The organism is Casimicrobium huifangae (assembly GCF_009746125.1).
In the GTDB taxonomy this organism is placed as follows: Bacteria; Pseudomonadota; Gammaproteobacteria; order Burkholderiales; family Casimicrobiaceae; genus Casimicrobium; species Casimicrobium huifangae.
Genome location: NZ_CP041352.1, coordinates 2,833,629 through 2,851,043, shown reverse-complemented (window position 1 = coordinate 2,851,043; position 17,415 = coordinate 2,833,629). Strand labels below are relative to the sequence as shown.

At 61.8% G+C, this 17,415-nt stretch carries 12 protein-coding genes and 1 tRNA gene; 9 read left to right on the top strand and 4 right to left on the bottom strand.

Annotation, left to right across the window (positions count from 1 at the left end):
• Positions 1–182: 182 nt before the first annotated feature.
• The 7 genes from boxC (at position 183) to FKL89_RS12825 (ending at position 11,190) form a co-directional block, all read left to right on the top strand.
• Positions 183–1,859 (top strand): 2,3-epoxybenzoyl-CoA dihydrolase, encoded by a 1,677-nt coding sequence (boxC, locus tag FKL89_RS12855; protein WP_156863195.1) that lies wholly within the window; start codon positions 183–185, stop codon positions 1,857–1,859.
• A 52-nt stretch (positions 1,860–1,911) separates the two neighbouring features.
• A complete protein-coding gene (gene boxB, locus FKL89_RS12850; protein ID WP_156863194.1) occupies positions 1,912–3,342 on the top strand; it encodes a benzoyl-CoA 2,3-epoxidase subunit BoxB in 1,431 nt (476 codons plus the stop codon).
• A 299-nt stretch (positions 3,343–3,641) separates the two neighbouring features.
• A complete protein-coding gene (gene boxA, locus FKL89_RS12845) occupies positions 3,642–4,922 on the top strand; it encodes a benzoyl-CoA 2,3-epoxidase subunit BoxA (RefSeq protein WP_156863193.1) in 1,281 nt (426 codons plus the stop codon).
• A 178-nt stretch (positions 4,923–5,100) separates the two neighbouring features.
• Positions 5,101–6,843: an NADH-ubiquinone oxidoreductase-F iron-sulfur binding region domain-containing protein gene (locus FKL89_RS12840; protein ID WP_156863192.1), complete on the top strand. Its 1,743-nt coding sequence runs from the start codon at positions 5,101–5,103 to the stop codon at positions 6,841–6,843.
• Positions 6,840–9,656: a formate dehydrogenase subunit alpha gene (gene fdhF / locus FKL89_RS12835; protein ID WP_156863191.1), complete on the top strand. Its 2,817-nt coding sequence runs from the start codon at positions 6,840–6,842 to the stop codon at positions 9,654–9,656. Before FKL89_RS12840 ends, fdhF begins: the two co-directional genes overlap by 4 nt.
• Positions 9,657–9,666: 10 nt before the next feature.
• Entirely contained in the window at positions 9,667–10,107 is a 441-nt protein-coding gene (locus FKL89_RS12830; RefSeq protein ID WP_156863189.1) for a MaoC family dehydratase, read from the top strand.
• 99 nt (positions 10,108–10,206) lie between these two features.
• The gene (locus FKL89_RS12825; protein WP_156863187.1) at positions 10,207–11,190 is read left to right on the top strand and encodes a Bug family tripartite tricarboxylate transporter substrate binding protein; all 984 of its coding nucleotides are present in this window, start codon (positions 10,207–10,209) and stop codon (positions 11,188–11,190) included.
• A gap of 167 nt (positions 11,191–11,357) precedes the next feature.
• Here FKL89_RS12825 and FKL89_RS12820 read toward each other — a convergent pair whose 3' ends face one another.
• From FKL89_RS12820 to FKL89_RS12805, 4 genes are read right to left on the bottom strand one after another with little or no spacing between them, the layout of a single operon-like run.
• Positions 11,358–12,707: a sulfate adenylyltransferase subunit 1 gene (locus FKL89_RS12820; RefSeq protein WP_156863185.1), complete on the bottom strand. Its 1,350-nt coding sequence runs from the start codon at positions 12,705–12,707 to the stop codon at positions 11,358–11,360.
• Between the two features lie 36 nt (positions 12,708–12,743).
• Complete coding sequence (gene cysD / locus FKL89_RS12815; RefSeq protein ID WP_156863183.1) at positions 12,744–13,712, bottom strand: sulfate adenylyltransferase subunit CysD; 969 nt, start codon at positions 13,710–13,712, stop codon at positions 12,744–12,746.
• Positions 13,709–14,512: a phosphoadenylyl-sulfate reductase gene (locus tag FKL89_RS12810; RefSeq protein ID WP_156863182.1), complete on the bottom strand. Its 804-nt coding sequence runs from the start codon at positions 14,510–14,512 to the stop codon at positions 13,709–13,711. The genes cysD and FKL89_RS12810 overlap by 4 nt, the downstream gene beginning before the upstream one ends.
• 40 nt (positions 14,513–14,552) lie before the next feature.
• Positions 14,553–15,353 carry a sulfite exporter TauE/SafE family protein gene (locus tag FKL89_RS12805; protein ID WP_156863180.1) on the bottom strand — a complete coding sequence of 267 codons (801 nt, stop codon included), beginning with the start codon at positions 15,351–15,353 and terminating at the stop codon, positions 14,553–14,555.
• A 132-nt stretch (positions 15,354–15,485) separates the two neighbouring features.
• On the opposite strand from FKL89_RS12805, the gene FKL89_RS12800 reads away from it, so the two are divergent.
• Positions 15,486–15,576, top strand: a tRNA-Ser gene (locus FKL89_RS12800).
• Positions 15,577–15,692: 116 nt separating this feature from the next.
• A complete protein-coding gene (locus FKL89_RS12795; protein ID WP_156863178.1) occupies positions 15,693–17,402 on the top strand; it encodes an AMP-binding protein in 1,710 nt (569 codons plus the stop codon).
• Positions 17,403–17,415: the final 13 nt, after the last annotated feature.

Below are 17,415 nucleotides of genomic sequence, written 5' to 3'. Positions count from 1 at the left end.
GTTTGTTGCTTGACATGGTTCAATAAATGCACAATAATGCGTGTCATTGAGGCCTGCTTGTTGCGCCAAACGCCGAAACTGGTGACGCATGCTGGCCGGTCCGCGCCACAGAACATAGTCCGTTTGCGCAATCTGGCGAATTGAGCCGGAGAGGCAGGCAGAAAGCCGAGGAGCCCTGATCCATGTCCGCAGCAATCGCTGATACCGCCGTCAGCAAGATCGACTACCGCACCGAACCGGCTAAATACCACCACTGGTGGCTCTCGTTCGACGGCCCGATCGCCACGCTGGCGATGAACGTTGACGAAAACGCTGGTCTGAAGCCTGGTTACAAGCTGAAGCTCAACAGCTACGACCTCGGCGTCGATATTGAGCTGCATGACGCCGTCAATCGCGTCCGTTTCGAGCACCCCGAAGTTCGCACCGTGGTGGTGACCAGCCTCAAGGACCGCGTGTTCTGCTCGGGTGCCAATATCTTTATGCTGGGCGTGTCGAGCCACGCGTGGAAAGTGAATTTCTGCAAATTCACCAACGAAACACGTAACGGCCTCGAAGACTCCAGTGCTAACTCGGGTCTCAAGTTCCTCGCGGCCGTGAACGGTTCCTGCGCGGGTGGTGGCTACGAGCTGGCGCTGGCCTGCGACGAAATCCTGCTGGTTGACGACCGCTCGTCCGCAGTTTCGCTGCCAGAAGTGCCGCTGCTGGGCGTGTTGCCGGGCACCGGCGGGCTGACGCGGGTGACTGACAAGCGCCATGTGCGCCACGATCTGGCCGACATCTTCTGCACCACGACAGAGGGGGTGCGTGGCCAGAAAGCGAAAGACTGGCGGCTGGTGGATGACATCGCCAAGCCGGCGCAGTTTGCCGAAAGGGTGAAGGCACGTGCGCTTGAGCTTGCAGCGAAGAGTGATCGTCCGGCCACCGGCAAGGGCGTGCCTCTGCCGCGCGTTGAACGCTCTGAAGGCGCCGATTCACTCACCTACGCCAACGTAACGGTGAACATTGATCGTGCACGGCGTCAGGCCACGTTTACAGTCAAGGCGCCGACGGCCGCAACGCCGGACAGCATCGAAGGCATTGAAGCCCAGGGCGCTGCGTGGTGGCCGCTGGCGATGGCACGCGAGCTCGACGATGCGATCCTGTCGATGCGCACCAATGAGCTGGACATCGGCACCTGGATTTTGAAAACCGAAGGCGATGCCGCTGCGGTGCTCGCCAGCGATGCCACGCTAGTCAAGTTCAAGGATCACTGGCTGGTGCGCGAGACGATTGGCTTGATCCGTCGCACTTTCTCGCGCATCGATGTGTCATCACGCAGCTTGTTCTCGCTGATCGAGCCCGGCTCCTGCTTCGCCGGCACCTTCCTTGAACTGGCGCTCGCGGCTGATCGCAGCTACATGCTGGCGCTGCCGGACGATGCGGCGAAGGCACCGAAGCTCATCGTGGGCGACATGAACTTTGGCATGTTGCCGATGGCCACCGGGCAATCGCGCCTGCAGCGCCGCTTCTACGAAGAAGCGCCGGTACTCGACGCGATCCGCGCGAAGGCGGGCCAGTCGCTCGATGCCGATGCGGCGTTCGCGCTCGGACTCGTCACTTCGGCACCGGACGATATCGACTGGACCGACGAGGTGCGCATTGCGCTGGAAGAGCGCGCCGCCATGTCGCCCGACGCGCTGACCGGCATGGAGGCCAACCTGCGCTTCAACGGCAAGGAGAACATGGTCACCCGCGTCTTCGGTCGTCTGACTGCGTGGCAAAACTGGATTTTCCAGCGCCCCAATGCGGTGGGCGAGAAAGGCGCGCTCAAGGTCTACGGCAAGGGCGAGAAGGCCGCCTTTGACATGAATCGCGTGTAACCGGCGAGTCCATCCACAGTTTGCAGAACAGTACCCAGCAAGGAGTGTCCCCATGAGCGGCAGCATCAACTACAGCGAGAAGATCCCGAATAATGTGAATCTGTCAGAGGACAAGACGCTGCAACGCGCGCTTGAGCACTGGCAGCCGAACTACCTCTCGTGGTGGGGCGACATGGGGCCGGATGGCTCGCAGAATTTCGACGTTTACCTGCGCACCGCGATCAGTGTGGACCCGCAGGGTTGGGCGCAATTCGGCCACGTCAAGATGCCTGATTACCGCTGGGGCATCTTCCTGAATCCGAAGGACGAAGGCCGCCAGGTCAATTTCGGTGAGCACAAAGGCGAAGCGGCGTGGCAGGAAGTGCCGGGCGAGCACCGCGCCAACCTGCGCCGCATTATCGTGACGCAGGGCGACACCGAGCCGGCCTCGGTGGAGCAGCAGCGTCACCTTGGCCTGACCGCGCCAAGCCAGTACGATCTGCGCAACCTGTTCCAGGTGAATGTGGAAGAGGGCCGCCACCTGTGGGCGATGGTCTACCTGCTGCACAAGTACTTCGGCCGCGACGGCCGCGAGGAAGGCGAAGCACTGCTCGATCGCCGCTCGGGCGACGAGAACAACCCGCGCATCCTGGGCGCCTTCAACGAGAAGACGCCGGACTGGCTGTCGTTCTACATGTTCACCTACTTCACTGACCGTGACGGCAAGTTCCAGCTCTGTGCGCTGGCCGAGAGTGGCTTCGATCCGCTGGCTCGCACCACCAAGTTCATGCTCACCGAAGAAGCGCATCACATGTTCGTGGGCGAGAGCGGTGTCTCGCGCGTGATCCAGCGCACCTGTGACGTGATGAACCAGCTGAAGACCGACGACCCGGCGAAGATTCGTGCGGCAGGCGTGATTGATCTGGAGACGATCCAGCGCTACCTCAACTTCCACTTCAGCGTGACCATTGATCTCTTCGGCGCCGATGAGTCCAGCAACGCTGCGATCTTCTACAACAGTGGTCTCAAGGGCCGCTTCGAAGAAACCAAGCGCGACGATGATCATCGTTTGCAGGGCCAGACGTATGGCGTGCTCGCTGTGCAGGACGGTAAGCTGGTCGAGCGCCAGGTGCCGATGCTCAACGCGCTGAACGAAGTGCTGCGCGATGACTACATCAAGGATTCGATCGGCGGCGTCAATCGCTGGAACAAGGTCATCGAAAAGGCCGGAATACCGTTCCGCCTGGTCACGCCGCACAAGGCCTTCAACCGCAAGATTGGCACGCTCTCGGGCGTGAAGGTGAGCCCGGATGGTCGCGTGGTGTCCGAGGCGGAATGGGCCGCCAACGAGAAACACTGGCTGCCGAGCGCTGAAGATCGCGCCTTCGTGGCGTCACTGATGGGCCGCGTGGTGGATCCGGGCAAGTTTGCCAACTGGATTGCGCCGCCGGTGATGGGCATCAATCGCCAGCCAATCGACTTCCAGTACGTGCGCTTCAACTAGGCGATTCGGGACGGCTTGCCGCCCGAATCGCTCCACGCGTTCAACCCGATCAGCGTCGCTTCGCTGGCTGACGGGTTAACTTGGCGCATTGGCTTTTTGTGGGAAACCCCGTTTTGTTTGGGCTTTCGCTAGCGAATCGCCGAAAGTCGACTAAATGGATTTTGTGGTCCTAGGCCCAATTTGAATGCGGCTTTCACGAAAGAGCCAATGCCTGCCAGCGTTTGTTCTACGCTTCAATCTCACCTGTGCAGGCGCGTCGGCGCGCAGGCAATTGCTGAAGCCAATTCGAAAGATTTGCCATGACCTCCACTGCTGAAGCCACCGAATCGGTCGAATCCGCCGTCCTCCGCCAGCACCTGATTGACCCCGAGATCTGCATCCGCTGCAACACCTGCGAGGAAACCTGCCCGGTCGACGCCATCACGCATGACTCGCGCAACTACGTGGTCGATGCCAGCAAGTGCAACGCCTGCATGGCCTGCATCCCGCCGTGCCCGACCGGATCAATTGATAACTGGCGCAATGTGCTGCGCGCCGATGCCTACAGCACAACCGAGCAATTGACCTGGGACATCCTGCCGTCGCAGAAGCATTTTGAGATTCCCGTGGTTGCGGGCACCTCGGCAGCCACGGATGTGGCGGACCTGTTGCCTGCCGAAGCCGAGCAACTGGCGCAGGCCAATTCGGCGATTTCTCTTGGCGCCGGCGCTGTGGTTCCGCCGTGGTCGGCCGCGCATCCGTATGTGAACCTTTACGGGCACAAGGCGCCGGTCACAGCCACGGTCAGCGGCAACTTCCGTGTGACCGAGCTCGGCACCGACAGTGACACCCATCACATCGTGCTCGATTTCGGCAGCACGCCGTTCCCGGTGCTCGAGGGGCAATCGATCGGCGTGATCCCGCCGGGTGTGGATGCCAACGGTCGCCCGCATCATGCGCGGCAATACTCGATCGCCAGCCCACGCGACGGCGAACGACCGAATTACAACAACATCTCACTGACGGTGAAGCGCGTCACCGAGGACTACGACGGCAAGCCGGTGCGTGGCGTGGCGTCGAACTACGTTTGCGACCTGAAGAAGGGCGACACCGTGCAGGTGATCGGTCCGTTTGGGACCAGTTTCCTGATGCCCAATCACGCGGGCAGCAATATCCTGATGATCTGCACCGGCACCGGCAGCGCACCGATGCGCGCAATGACCGAACGCCGTCGCCGTCGTCGCGACAAGGGTGAGGGCGGCAAGCTGATGCTCTTCTTTGGCGCCCGCTCACAGAAAGAGCTGCCCTACTTCGGCCCGCTGATGAATCTGCCCAAGGACTTCATCGACATCAACTTCGCCTTCTCTCGCACCCCAAACCAGCCCAAGCGCTATGTACAGGATGCCATGCGGGAGCGTGCGGCGGATGTTGCTGCGCTACTCAAGGACAAAAATACCTGCATCTATGTCTGCGGCATCAAGGGCATGGAAACTGGGGTTCTGGATGTGCTCCGCGACACTGCCATTGCGCATGGGCTGGACTGGCAGGCACTGCATGCCGAGCTGAGGCGCGAAGGACGATTGCATCTGGAGACGTATTGACGGGGCAATACGTCGCTGCCGACCGTAGCCTCGATGGAACGAAGTGGAATCGAGGGTTGCCTTGGCTCGGTGACAAGTGCCTCGATTCCGCTTTGCTGCATCAAGGCTACGGAGCTACGCACTGCCGGGGAGTTGCTGCTCGATGCGAACTCCCGGCCCGAAGTGAAACAATAGAACCATGACAGCAGTTGCATCGGTTCCCGTCTCCAGCATCAAACGAAAAGGTAGCGCGTATCGCGTCCGCGAAGTGGCGCCGGCAGCACTGGCGGCGGTTGATGAAGCGCTTGCGGCGGCGGGTCACGAGGTCGGTGCGATCGGTCCTGCCGGCGCCGGCATGGCGTTGCGGCGCGGCCGTTTGATCGAGTATTTGCACGCCCTGCAAGATCGCTTCGGACAATTGGCTGAGCCGCACCTTGCGGCGGTGGCGCAACGACTGCGCCTGGCGGTGGTCGAGGTTTACGAGGTGGCGAGTTTCTATCACCACTTCGACATCGTGCGCGAAGACGCCGCAGGCAATCTGCCAATGCCGCCCCGCGTCACCGTGCGGGTGTGCAACGGTCTCGCCTGCGAGCTGGCGGGCGCGAAGGATCTGCTGGCGCGTCTGCCGCAGATTCTCGATGCCGAGGTGCGGGTGATTGCCGCGCCTTGTGTTGGCCGTTGTGAGCAGGCGCCGGTCGCGGTGGTTGGCCAGCGCGCGATTGCCGGCGCAACCACCGACGCCGTGGCGGCATGCGTATCGCGCAATGAAACGCAGGCGGTTATTGAGCGATACGTTGACTACGCCAGCTATCTGGCCCAAGGCGGCTATCGCACGTTGCGCGAATGCGCTGATGGCTCGCGCGATGTCGAGAGCGTGTTGCAGACGATGGAGTACTCGGGGCTGCGCGGCCTCGGCGGCGCCGGCTTTCCGGCTGGGCGCAAGTGGCGCATCGTGCGCAATGAAGCCGCCCCACGTCTGATGGCGGTGAACATTGACGAAGGCGAGCCCGGCACCTTCAAGGACCGCCACTATCTTGAGCGCAATCCGCATCAGTTTCTCGAAGGCATGCTGATCGCCGCCTGGGCCGTAGGCATTGAGTCAATCTACATCTATCTGCGTGACGAATATCACGGTTGCCGCGAAATGCTCACGCGCGAGCTCGTCTCGCTGCTTGCCAATCCGCCAATCGCTGACATGCCGACCATCGAGCTGCGTCGTGGCGCTGGTGCCTACATCTGTGGCGAAGAGTCAGCGATGATTGAGTCGATCGAAGGCAAGCGCGGCATGCCTCGTCTGCGCCCGCCGTACGTCGCTCAGGTGGGTCTTTTTGGACGCCCTACGCTGGAGCACAACTTCGAGACGCTGTACTGGGTGCCCCAAATTCTGGCGCGCGGTGCCGACTGGTTTGCCGGTCAGGGCAGGCATGGTCGCAAGGGGCTGCGCTCGTTCTCGGTGAGTGGGCGCGTCAAGTCGCCGGGTGTCAAGCTGGCACCTGCGGGCATCACCTTGAATGAACTGATTGACGAACACTGCGGTGGCATGGCCGACGGCCACACGCTTTACGCGTATCTGCCCGGTGGTGCGTCCGGCGGCATCCTGCCTGCCTCTCTGGCCGATGTGCCGCTCGACTTTGACGTGCTGCAACCCCATGGCTGCTTCATCGGCTCGGCAGCGGTGATCGTGCTGTCGCAGCAAGATCGCGTCACCGATGCAGCGCGCAATCTGATGGCGTTCTTCGAGCACGAGAGCTGCGGGCAGTGCACGCCGTGCCGTGCCGGCACCACCAAGGCGCGCCAACTGATCGCCAATGACCAGTGGGACAAAACCCTCCTCGGTGAGCTGTCGCAAGTCATGCGCGATGCGTCGATCTGCGGTCTTGGGCAGGCGGCACCGAATCCGGTGGATTGCGTGATCAAGTATTTTCCGCAGGAGCTGGCATGAGCGGCCAACTGACGCTGGACGGCCAGTCCGTCGCATTCATGTCTGGAGAAACACTGTGGGATGTCGCGCTCCGAAACGGCAATGAGCTGCCGCACCTGTGCCATATCCCCGGCCTGACGCCGGCGGGCAACTGCCGCGCCTGCATGGTGGAGGTCGAGGGCGAACGTGTGCTGGCCGCGTCCTGTTGCCGGGCCGCCGCCGACGGCATGAAGGTGAACACCGCCAGCGAGCGCGCGACCACGGCTCGTGCAATGGTGCTTGAGCTCCTGATGAGCGACGCTGGGGAGGTCACCGATACCCTGACGCCGCAGTCGGAGCTAAACCGGTGGGCGCGCGAGACTGGCGCGCGTACGGGGCGTTTGCCGGCACACAAGAGCGGCTCGACTGACGCGTCGCATCCGGCAATGACGGTGAATCTCGATGCCTGCATCCAGTGCACGCGCTGCCTGCGTGCCTGCCGTGACGAGCAGGTCAACGATGTGATCGGCCTCGCATACCGTGGCACGCACGCGAAGATCGTATTTGATGCTGATGCACTGATGGGACATTCGTCGTGCGTCGCCTGCGGCGAGTGCGTGCAAGCCTGCCCGACAGGGGCGCTGATGCCGGCCAAAGCGGCGGGAATGCAGCCAGTGGCCCGCGAGGTGGATTCAGTGTGCCCGTATTGCGGCGTGGGGTGCCAGCTCACCTATCACGTCGGCGCTGACGCATCCGGCGCCGAGGCCATTCATTTTGTGACCGGACGCGATGGCCCGGCCAACCACGGCCGCCTGTGCGTCAAGGGGCGCTATGGCTTCGACTATGTGCGACATGGCGAGCGGCTCACCGCGCCGCTGATTCGCCGCGACGGCGTGGCCAAGAATGCTGCAGACATCGAACGCGTCAAGCGCGGCGAGGTGGCGTTGTCGGCCTTGTTTCGAGAGGCGAGCTGGGAAGAGGCGCTGGACGTTGCTGCGAACGGATTGCGCGAGTTGCGTGACGCAGCATCTGCGGGCGCGCCGTCTGCGCTGGCCGGGTTCGGTTCGGCCAAGGGCAGCAATGAAGAGGCTTATCTCTTCCAGAAACTCGTTCGTCAGGGCTTCCGCAGCAACAATGTGGATCACTGCACGCGGCTGTGCCATGCCAGCTCGGTGGCGGCGCTGCTGGAAGGCATCGGCTCCGGCTCGGTGAGCAATCCGGTGGAGGATGTGGCGCATTCGGAACTGATTTTTTTGATTGGTGCCAACCCGAGCTCCAATCATCCGGTGGCTGCGAGCTGGATCAAAAATGCGGTCAAGCGCGGTGCGAAACTGGTGCTAGCCGACCCTCGCCAGACGCCGCTCGCACGTTTCGCGCACTGGCACCTGCAGTTCCGCCCGGATACGGACGTGGCGTTGCTCAACGGCCTGCTGCACGTGATCATCCACGAGGGTTTGACCGATCCGGCGTTCATTGCGTCCCGCGTCAATGGATTCGAAGCGCTGAAGGCAGCGGTGGAGGAGGCAACGCCCGAGCGCATGGCCGATATCTGCGGTATTGACGCGGAAACCATCCGCGCTGTGGCGCGCGCCTACGCGACGTCGAAAGCGTCGATGATCCTCTGGGGCATGGGCATCAGTCAGCATGTGCACGGCACCGACAATGCGCGTTGCCTGATCTCGCTGGCAATGACGACCGGGCAGATTGGTCGCGCTGGTACCGGCCTGCATCCGCTGCGCGGGCAAAACAATGTGCAGGGCGCCTCTGACGCTGGCCTGATACCGATGATGCTGCCGAACTACCAGCGTGTGAGCAACACTGCCGCGCGGGAGCATTTCGAAGCGCTGTGGGGCGTCCCTATCGACGACAAGCCTGGCCTCACGGTCGTCGAGGTGATGAATGCCATCCACGCTGGCACCGTGCGCGGCATGTACATCGAAGGCGAAAACCCGGCGATGTCCGACCCCGATCTTGATCATGCGCGTGCGGCGCTGGCCAAGCTCAAGCATCTGGTGGTGCAGGACATCTTCCCGACCGAAACGGCGATCCTTGCCGACGTGATCCTCCCAGCCTCCGCGCATGCCGAGAAATGGGGCAGTTACACCAACACCGATCGCCTGATTCAGGTCGGGCGACCAGCGCTGACACCTCCGGGCAGTGCGCGACAGGACTTGTGGGCAATTGAACAGATTGGCCGTCGTCTAGGACTCGACTGGGACTATTGGCGCGATGCCGATGGTGACGGACACGCGGCGACAGAGACTCCGGTGGCGCGGGTGTATGAAGAAATGCGCTCGGTCATGGCGCCACTCACCGGTGTTTCCTGGTCGCGTCTGCGTAGCGAAGAAGCCGTCGTGACACCCGCGATGCGTGAAGATGCGCCGGGCGAGGCCGTAGTGTTTGTCGATCACTTTCCGACCAGCGACGGCCGCGCCTCACTGGCGGCGACGCGCTTCGCACCAAGCGTCGAGCAAGTCAGTGCCGACTATCCCTTTGTACTGGCCACCGGCCGCATCCTGCAGCACTGGCACGGAGGCGCGATGACCCGCCGTGCGCAGACGCTGGAGGCGCTGGCACCGGAGCCGCTGTTCAACATGCATCCCGACGACGCCGCAGACGCAGGTCTGTTAGATGGCGACGCCATCTGCGTGACGTCTCATCACGGCGAAGTGAACGCGCGTGTGGCGGTGGAATCGAGCGTGCAGCGCGGCCAGTTGTTCATCCCGTTCGCCTATTGGGAAGCCGCTGCCAACAAGCTGACCGGCAGCGCGCTGGACCCATTCGGCAAGATCCCCGGGTTCAAGGTGACAGCAGTGCGCGTGACCGCAGCAGCGCGGCCGGACCTGCACGCATGAAAGCAATCGCATGAAATTCGCAGACTTTGCGGTCGGGCAGGTGATTGAGGCAGGCCCGTATGTTGTTGACGAGACGGAAGTGCTGAGCTTCGCCAAAGCCTACGACCCACAGTGGTTTCATACCGATCCCGAGGCCGCTGCGAAGGGACGATTTGGCGGACTGATCGCCAGCGGCTGGCACACGTGCGGCATCGCCATGCGACTGGCGGCGGATGCAGCCTTGCATGGCTCCGAATCTTTCGCGTCGCCGGGCCTTGCCTACGTGAAATGGCTGCATCCGGTGCGACCGGGTGACGCGCTGCGCCTGCGCGCAACCGTGATTGAATGCCGCCGCTCGGAAAAGCGCCCAGAGCTCGGCGTCTTGCGCTGGCGCTGGCAGCTTTACAACGCGCACAGCACTGAAGTGCTCGATCTCGAAGCGACCAGCCTGTTTGATTTGTCGCCGCGCTGATCTTGTCGCGATCTGCGCTTGCATAGCAGTCATCCGGACACTCCGGGCGCATGCGCTACGCTTGCGGCAACCCATTGGCTGTATCTGGAGGCATCGCCCATGAAATCGATCATCACCACCACCGCTGCCGTCGCTGTGACGCTGTCGTCAGCATTCACTCTTGGCAGCGCGCCTGCTCGCGCGCAGAGCTGGCCAACGAAACCTGTTCGCATCGTCGTACCGGCGCCCGGCGGCTCGTCGCTGGACATCGTGGCGCGTTTGCTGGGCGACAAGCTCAAGGACAAGTGGGGCCAGCCAGTGATCGTCGATCCGAAGCCGGGCGCGGGGGGCACGATCGGTGTGGATGTCGCCGCGAAGTCGACCGACAACCACACGCTGGTCATCGGCTTCCCTGGCCCGACGGCGTATGGCCCCTTCCTTTACAAGAAGATGCCATACGACGTCAGCAAGGACCTGGTGCCCATCGTCATCACCACCACGCAGCCGAACGTGCTGGCGGTGAACGGCAATCTGCCGGTGAAGAACGTCGCGGAGCTGGTTGCCTACGCTAAGGCCAACCCCGGCAAACTGTCCTATGCCAGCGTCGGCAACGGCTCGTCGTCACATCTGGCGATGGAGCTGTTCAAAACCGAGGCGGGGATTGACGCGCAGCACATTCCGTTCAACGGTTCGCCCCCAGCCGCGCTGTCGACGGCGAACGGCGACACGCAACTGCTGTTTGCGGTGGCTTCCGGCATTGCGCCGCATGTGCAGAGCGGCAAGATTCGTCAGATCGCAGTGACCAGCAAGGGCCGTTTTGAATCATTGAAGGACCTGCCGAGCATTGCGGAGAGCGGTATCAAGGACTTTGAGGCTGTTGCCTGGAACGGGCTGTTCGGGCCTTCCTCGCTGCCGGCCGACGTGGTGGCCAAGATCAACGCCGACGTCAACGCGGCCCTGGCCGATGCAGGCGTGAAGGAACGCATCGTCAACGCCGGCATGGCGCCTGGCGGCGGTACCGCTGCATCGTTCAAGTCGATGCTGGACGCCGACATGAAGAAGTGGGGTGGCATCATCAAGCGATTGAACATACAGCTTGATTGAAAAACGGCGTCTGCGTGGGGCCTACGGCCGCTTTTCGCCTATTGTCGACTTTACGACAAATTCGGTGTCAGGCCCTTTGTAGTCGTGGTTTGAGAAAAAAAGCTGAAGCATGGTCCGGCCATCCAAGCCCCCGTGTTTCCGACGGTTGCGCGCGGCAACGGCGGACGCTACGCTGCGATCATTCCCGCTGCGGCCGTCGCATTGGTGCCCGGATCAACCAGCACGAACGAACCGAGCGTGGTGCTTTCGGCGAACGCAGCGAGCGGCAAGGGTTGCGCGAATTCAACCTCGGCCCGCACCAGATCGTTGGCGTTCACGGTGGGCGCAAGTGCGGGCTCGGCGGCCCAATCGTCCTCGGCGTCGGTGGTCCCCACGTCACGCCATTCGCCAGCCTGCAAGTCGAGACGGGAAGAAATTGCAGTGACCCGCGCGGGCAACCAGCGCGAACCGTGGCGGACGACGTAGCGTCGGCCCACCGTGAGCGGTGCAGTGTCCAGCCATGCGAGCGTTGCCTGAGCGCGCTGGCGGGGCGCGCTGGTTTCAGCGGCGGACCCAGCAACGATCCAGTCGCCCCGCGCCACGTCAACCTGACGGTCGAAGCGCACGGCGACTGCTTCACCGGGCAGAGCCTGTTGAACCGTGCCGCGACCGGTGCGGATGGCTGCGACAACTGCGCTGGCGCCGCTCGGGAATACGCGAATCTCATCGCCCACGGCAATCGCCGCTTCGGCAACGTCGCCAGTCACCCAGCGCACATGATCATCGTTGTTATCGCGAGTGACCCATTGCACAGCGATGTGCGCGTGGCTACCCGCGTGGCCTTCCACCAACGCCAGCGATTCAAGGTGTGGCAGCAAGGCCGGTCCCTGGAACCATGCGGTGCGCTCGGTGTGCGCGACGACGCCGTCGCCCTCCAGTGCGGAAAGCGGAATCGCAGTGAACGACACGATCTCAAGCGAAGCTGTGAGTTCACCGAATGCACGGACGACGCGCTCGAACTTGGTCGCGTCAAAGCCGATGGCGTCCATCTTGTTGACGGCCACCACGATGTGCTGCAAACGCAGCAGGCCGGCCAGCGCCGTATGGCGCTTGGTTTGCGGCAAAAGTGCAACGCGTTCCTGCGTGAAGTCGAGCTTGGTGACATCGATCAGCACTACAGCTACGTCGCTCTTTGAAGCGCCGGTGACCATGTTGCGCGTGTACTGCTCGTGCCCCGGTGCGTCGGCGATGATGAACTTGCGCTTCGGCGTGGCGAAGTAACGGTAGGCCACGTCTATCGTGATGCCTTGTTCACGCTCGGCCTCCAGCCCGTCGGTGACGAGTGACAGGTCAACTTGCCCGTTGCGGCTCTGAGCACCGCGCGCGCGGCCTAGCGCATCGAGCTGGTCAACCATCAGCGCCTTGCTGTCATACAGCAGGCGGCCAATCAGGGTGCTCTTGCCGTCATCAACGCTGCCGCAGGTGATGAAGCGGAGCGGGCGGTTGTGAATGTCGTGAGAGGAGGAGGGCGTATTCATTATTTGTAATCTGTGCGGTGTGACGGACGTGCGACTCTAGAAGTAGCCTTCCTTCTTGCGTCGCTCCATTGCAGCGTCGTTGGCGCGGTCGTCCATGCGTGTTGCGCCACGTTCCGATGCGGTGGCGGTGATGGTTTCCAGAATGACCTCGTCCGCCGTTGCCGCCGTGCTCGCTACCGGGCAGGTGCAGGAGATGTCGCCGACGGTACGGAAACGGACATCACGGGTGACGACAGTCTCACCCGTGCGTGGCGGCGTAATGTCGGTGACCGGCACCAGCAAGCCGTTACGTTCGATCACTTCACGCTGATGTGTGTAGTAGATCGACGGCAGCTCAATGTTTTCGCGTGCGATGTAGTTCCACACGTCCAGCTCGGTCCAGTTGGAAATGGGGAACACGCGGAAGTGTTCTCCTTGTGCGATGCGGGTGTTGTAGAGATTCCATAGCTCTGGTCGCTGCGCTCGCGGCTGCCATTGACCAAAGCTGTCGCGGTGCGAAAACACACGTTCCTTGGCGCGTGCCTTTTCCTCGTCACGGCGGGCGCCACCCACCATGGCATCGAAGCGATTGGCCTCAATCGTTTCGAGCAGCGTAATGGTCTGGTAGGGGTTGCGACTTTCCAGTGGATGTGCGAGGCGGATCGTTCCTTTCGCGATCGAATCGTCGAGATGGCCGACGATCAGATTGAATCCATGTTTCTGCACCAGGTGCTCACGGAACGCAATCACCTCCGGGAAATTGTGCCCGGTATCAATGTGCACGATCGGCACTGGCAGTTTGCCGGGTGCTGCGGCCTTCATTGCGAGATGCAATACCACTAGAGAATCCTTGCCGCAGGAACAGAGGATCGCCGGGCGTTCGAAGCTGCCGAACACCTCACGCAGGATGCTGATCGCCTCGTCCTCCAGCCAGTCGAGATGAGCATTGCTGTGGACCGGGCGGCCAGCAGCGAGACCGTGGTCTATCTCGGCGGCGGAGTTGAGAAATGCGTCGCGAGCAGTCATGCGGGTACCCTGGAGGACTGATTGGCAGGTTGATCTGTGGATGTCTTGTGCACTACGTGGATGCCACATTCGGTAGCGGTGCCGGAGACAGCAGCCTCCCACCACCAGCGCCCCGCGCGCGGGTGTTCGTCAAAGCGGATGGGGCGCGTGCAGGGATCGCAGCCTATGCTGGCGTAGCCCCTGTCGTAGAGCGGGCTGACGGGGATGTTTTCGAGGTCAATGAAGTACCACAGGGCCTCGTCGGTCCAGTCGGCGAGCGGGTTGAACTTCTCAAGGCCAAAGCCGGCATCATGTTCCTGATGCGGCACATTGGCGCGGCCGGCACTTTGTGCGCGACGCAGGCCGGTCACCCAGGCACGCTTGCCCGCGAGTGCAGCGCGCAGCGGTTCGGTCTTGCGTACGGTGCAGCAGAGTTCGCGCGCGGCTTTACTTTCATAGATCGCGCTGTCGTCCTGTGCCGCCTTCAAGGCGGCCAGACGGGCGCCTGTCGGAACGACGCGCTCAATGCTTGCGCCGTAATGCGACTCGACCGCACTCCACAATTCGATTGTCGCCTGTGGCAGGCGACCGGTGTCGAGCGCGAAAGTACCGATTGGCAGTCGTTCGCGCTGGATGAGATGGAAGAGCACCATGTCCTCGGCCGACAGGCTGCTGGCCAGCGCGCAGGGAGAGTGCGTTGCTGCGCGACGCAGGGTGGCAACGCTATCCGCCAACAGCGTACCGAACTGATCGGGGCACGCGACGGCCTGTGGTCGCCGGTACCACGGTTTGGTGGTGGCGGGTAGGGATTGTTGGTTCATGATCTCTTGTTGGGGAGCCTGCGGGAGCAAAGCACTATGACTAGGCGACCAGTTTGACGCCGGCAAAACCCAGTGCCCCGACGAGCAGGCTGCGGGTGGCGACTTCGGGGACGCGTTTCGAAAGGCGCGCGCCAATCAGAATGCCGGGCACGGAACCTACCAGCAGCGCGGCGAGCAGCGCGATGTCAAGGTGACCAACGCTGGCGTGGGCGAGCCCCGCAGCTGCTGTCAGCGGCACGGCGTAGGCGATGTCGGTGCCCACGATCCGCGTAATTGGCAGCGCCGGATGCAGGAGCAGCAGGGCGGTGACGCCTATGGCGCCTGCGCCGACCGACGACAGCGTGACCACAGAGCCGATCGCGAAACCTAGCACCACCGTCGGCCACAGACGCTGTGAGCGCGTGATGTCATGTGCTGGCTCGTTACCGGCGTGGGCACGTCGGAAGCTCAGTAGCCAAGGCCGGAGGAGCAGTGCGAGGGCGGTGACGAATAGTGCGAAACCAAGTGCAGTACGAATCACGCGATTGAGTGAGTCGATGTTGGGCTTCAGCCCATGCACAAATGCGAAGGCGATCCCGGCGCCACTCAAGCTGGCAATGATCAATAGGGTCAGCAATCGTTTGGCAACGTTGCCGACGCGCCAGTGGGCCAGCGCACCGAACGACTTGGTAATCGCCGCGAAGAGGAGATCAGTGCCAACGGCTATTGCCGGGGGAACCCCGAGCCCACCAACCAGAATTGGGGTCATCAGAGAGCCGCCACCGACGCCGGTCAGCCCAACGATGATGCCGATCAGCAGACCGATGAGTGGCAGATGGATATTTGCGAGCAGGTCGGACATGAAACGATGCTAGGCACCCGCGCCGGACCGCTAACGCGTCGATTTGAAATTAGTTCATATGCATTTATGAATAAAGCGAAACGCGAGGGCGTGAATTTTCTGTGCGGCACAGTACAATTGTCGGCTAACCACGGAGGGATGGATGAGTGGTTTAAGTCGCACGCCTGGAAAGCGTGTTTAGGTTAATAGCCTAACCGGGGTTCGAATCCCCGTCCCTCCGCCAGCCTGAATTGATCGGCCCGCCATTGCGGGCCTTTTTTATTTCGGCCTTCGGCAATTCAGAGCTGTCGCTCGGTTCGCGGCCTTGACGCATGCCTACAATGCGGGCAGGAGGAGAACATGGCTGAAGCGACCGCAGACAAACCCTGGCTCAATCTTTATCCGGCGACAGTCCCGCGGGAAGTCGATTTGGCGGCGTACTCGAATCTTGCCGACCTGATTGAAGAAGCGTTGACGAAGTATGCGGATCGTGTCGCCTTTCATTGCAGCGGCACAGACCTCACCTATCGCGAATTGGATCGGCTCAGCTCAGCGTTTGCAGTGCATCTCGCGAAGCACGGATTTCAGAAGGGGGATCGTTTCGCATTGATGATGCCCAATGTGCTGCAGTATCCAATCGCACTGATGGGGTGTTTGCGGCTTGGACTCACGGTGGTCAATTGCAACCCCCTCTACACTGCACGTGAGCTTGAGCATCAACTTCGTGACTCAGGGGCTAAAGGCATTCTGGTGATCGAAAATTTCGCCAGCGTGCTCGCCGAGGTGATCGATAGGACCGATGTCAAACACGTCGTGGTGACCGGATTGGGTGATTGCCTGAGTTGGTGGAAGGGGCCCGGGCTCAACTTCCTTGTGCGTCATGTCGCGAAGCTGGTCCCGGAGTTCAAGTTTGGTGCCGCGATCCGCTTCAACTCCGCTCTTTCGGATGGCGCAGGCGGCGCGATTGCGCGTGAGGCATTGGGCAGTGAAGATGTCGCCTTTTTGCAGTACACGGGGGGAACAACCGGCGTTTCGAAGGGCGCCATCCTTACGCATGGCAACATCGTTGCCAACGTCTTGCAGTCGCGGGCTTGGTTGTTCGGCTTTCAACACGACGAGCGCGACGAGTGCGTAATCGCTGCGTTGCCGCTGTATCACATCTTTGCGCTCACCGCGTGCACGTTCGTCTATGTAACGATGGGCGCAAAGGTGGTACTCGTTACCAATCCGCGCGACGTGCCTGCATTTGTTCGACAGCTTGCGCAACACAAATTCACTGTTCTTCCCGGGGTGAATACATTGTTCACTGCCCTAATGAATCATGAGGACTTCGCGAAGCTGGATTTCAGCGCGTTGCGTCACGGCCTGGGCGGTGGCATGGCCGTGCAGCGCGCAACTGCAGAAGAATGGCGCCGGGTGACTGGAACACCCCTGATTGAGGCTTACGGCCTGACCGAAACCTCGCCGGGTGCGACGATCAACCCGGTAACGGACGGCGGCTATAACGGCTCAATCGGCCTGCCCATTCCGTCAACCGAGGTGCGTTTGCGTCGGGACGATGGCAGCTGGATCGCGCTGGATGATTTCGAGTCGACAGGCGAGATTTGTATTCGAGGTCCACAGGTCATGCGGGGTTACTACAACCGCCCTGAGGAGACTGAAAAAGTCCTTGATGCGGATGGGTGGTTGTCGACCGGAGATGTCGGGCGCATGGATGCGAATGGCTTCTTCTACATCGTTGATCGCAAGAAGGACATGATTCTGGTTTCTGGCTTCAACGTCTATCCCAACGAAGTGGAAGGCGTCGTTGCGATGCATCCGGGGGTGCTTGAAGTTGCTGCCATCGGCGTTCCGGACGGAAAATCAGGTGAAGTAGTCAAGATATTTGTTGTCCGCAAGGATCCGTCGTTGACCGGCCCGCAGGTGCTTGCGCATTGCCGTGAAAACATGACGGGGTACAAGATTCCCAAGTACGTCGAATTCCGCAATGAGTTACCCAAGACTAACGTCGGGAAGATTCTGCGCAGAGAGCTACGTGACGAGGAGATGCGCCGCAAGGAGGCGGCGTAAGTTAGAGTCTGCG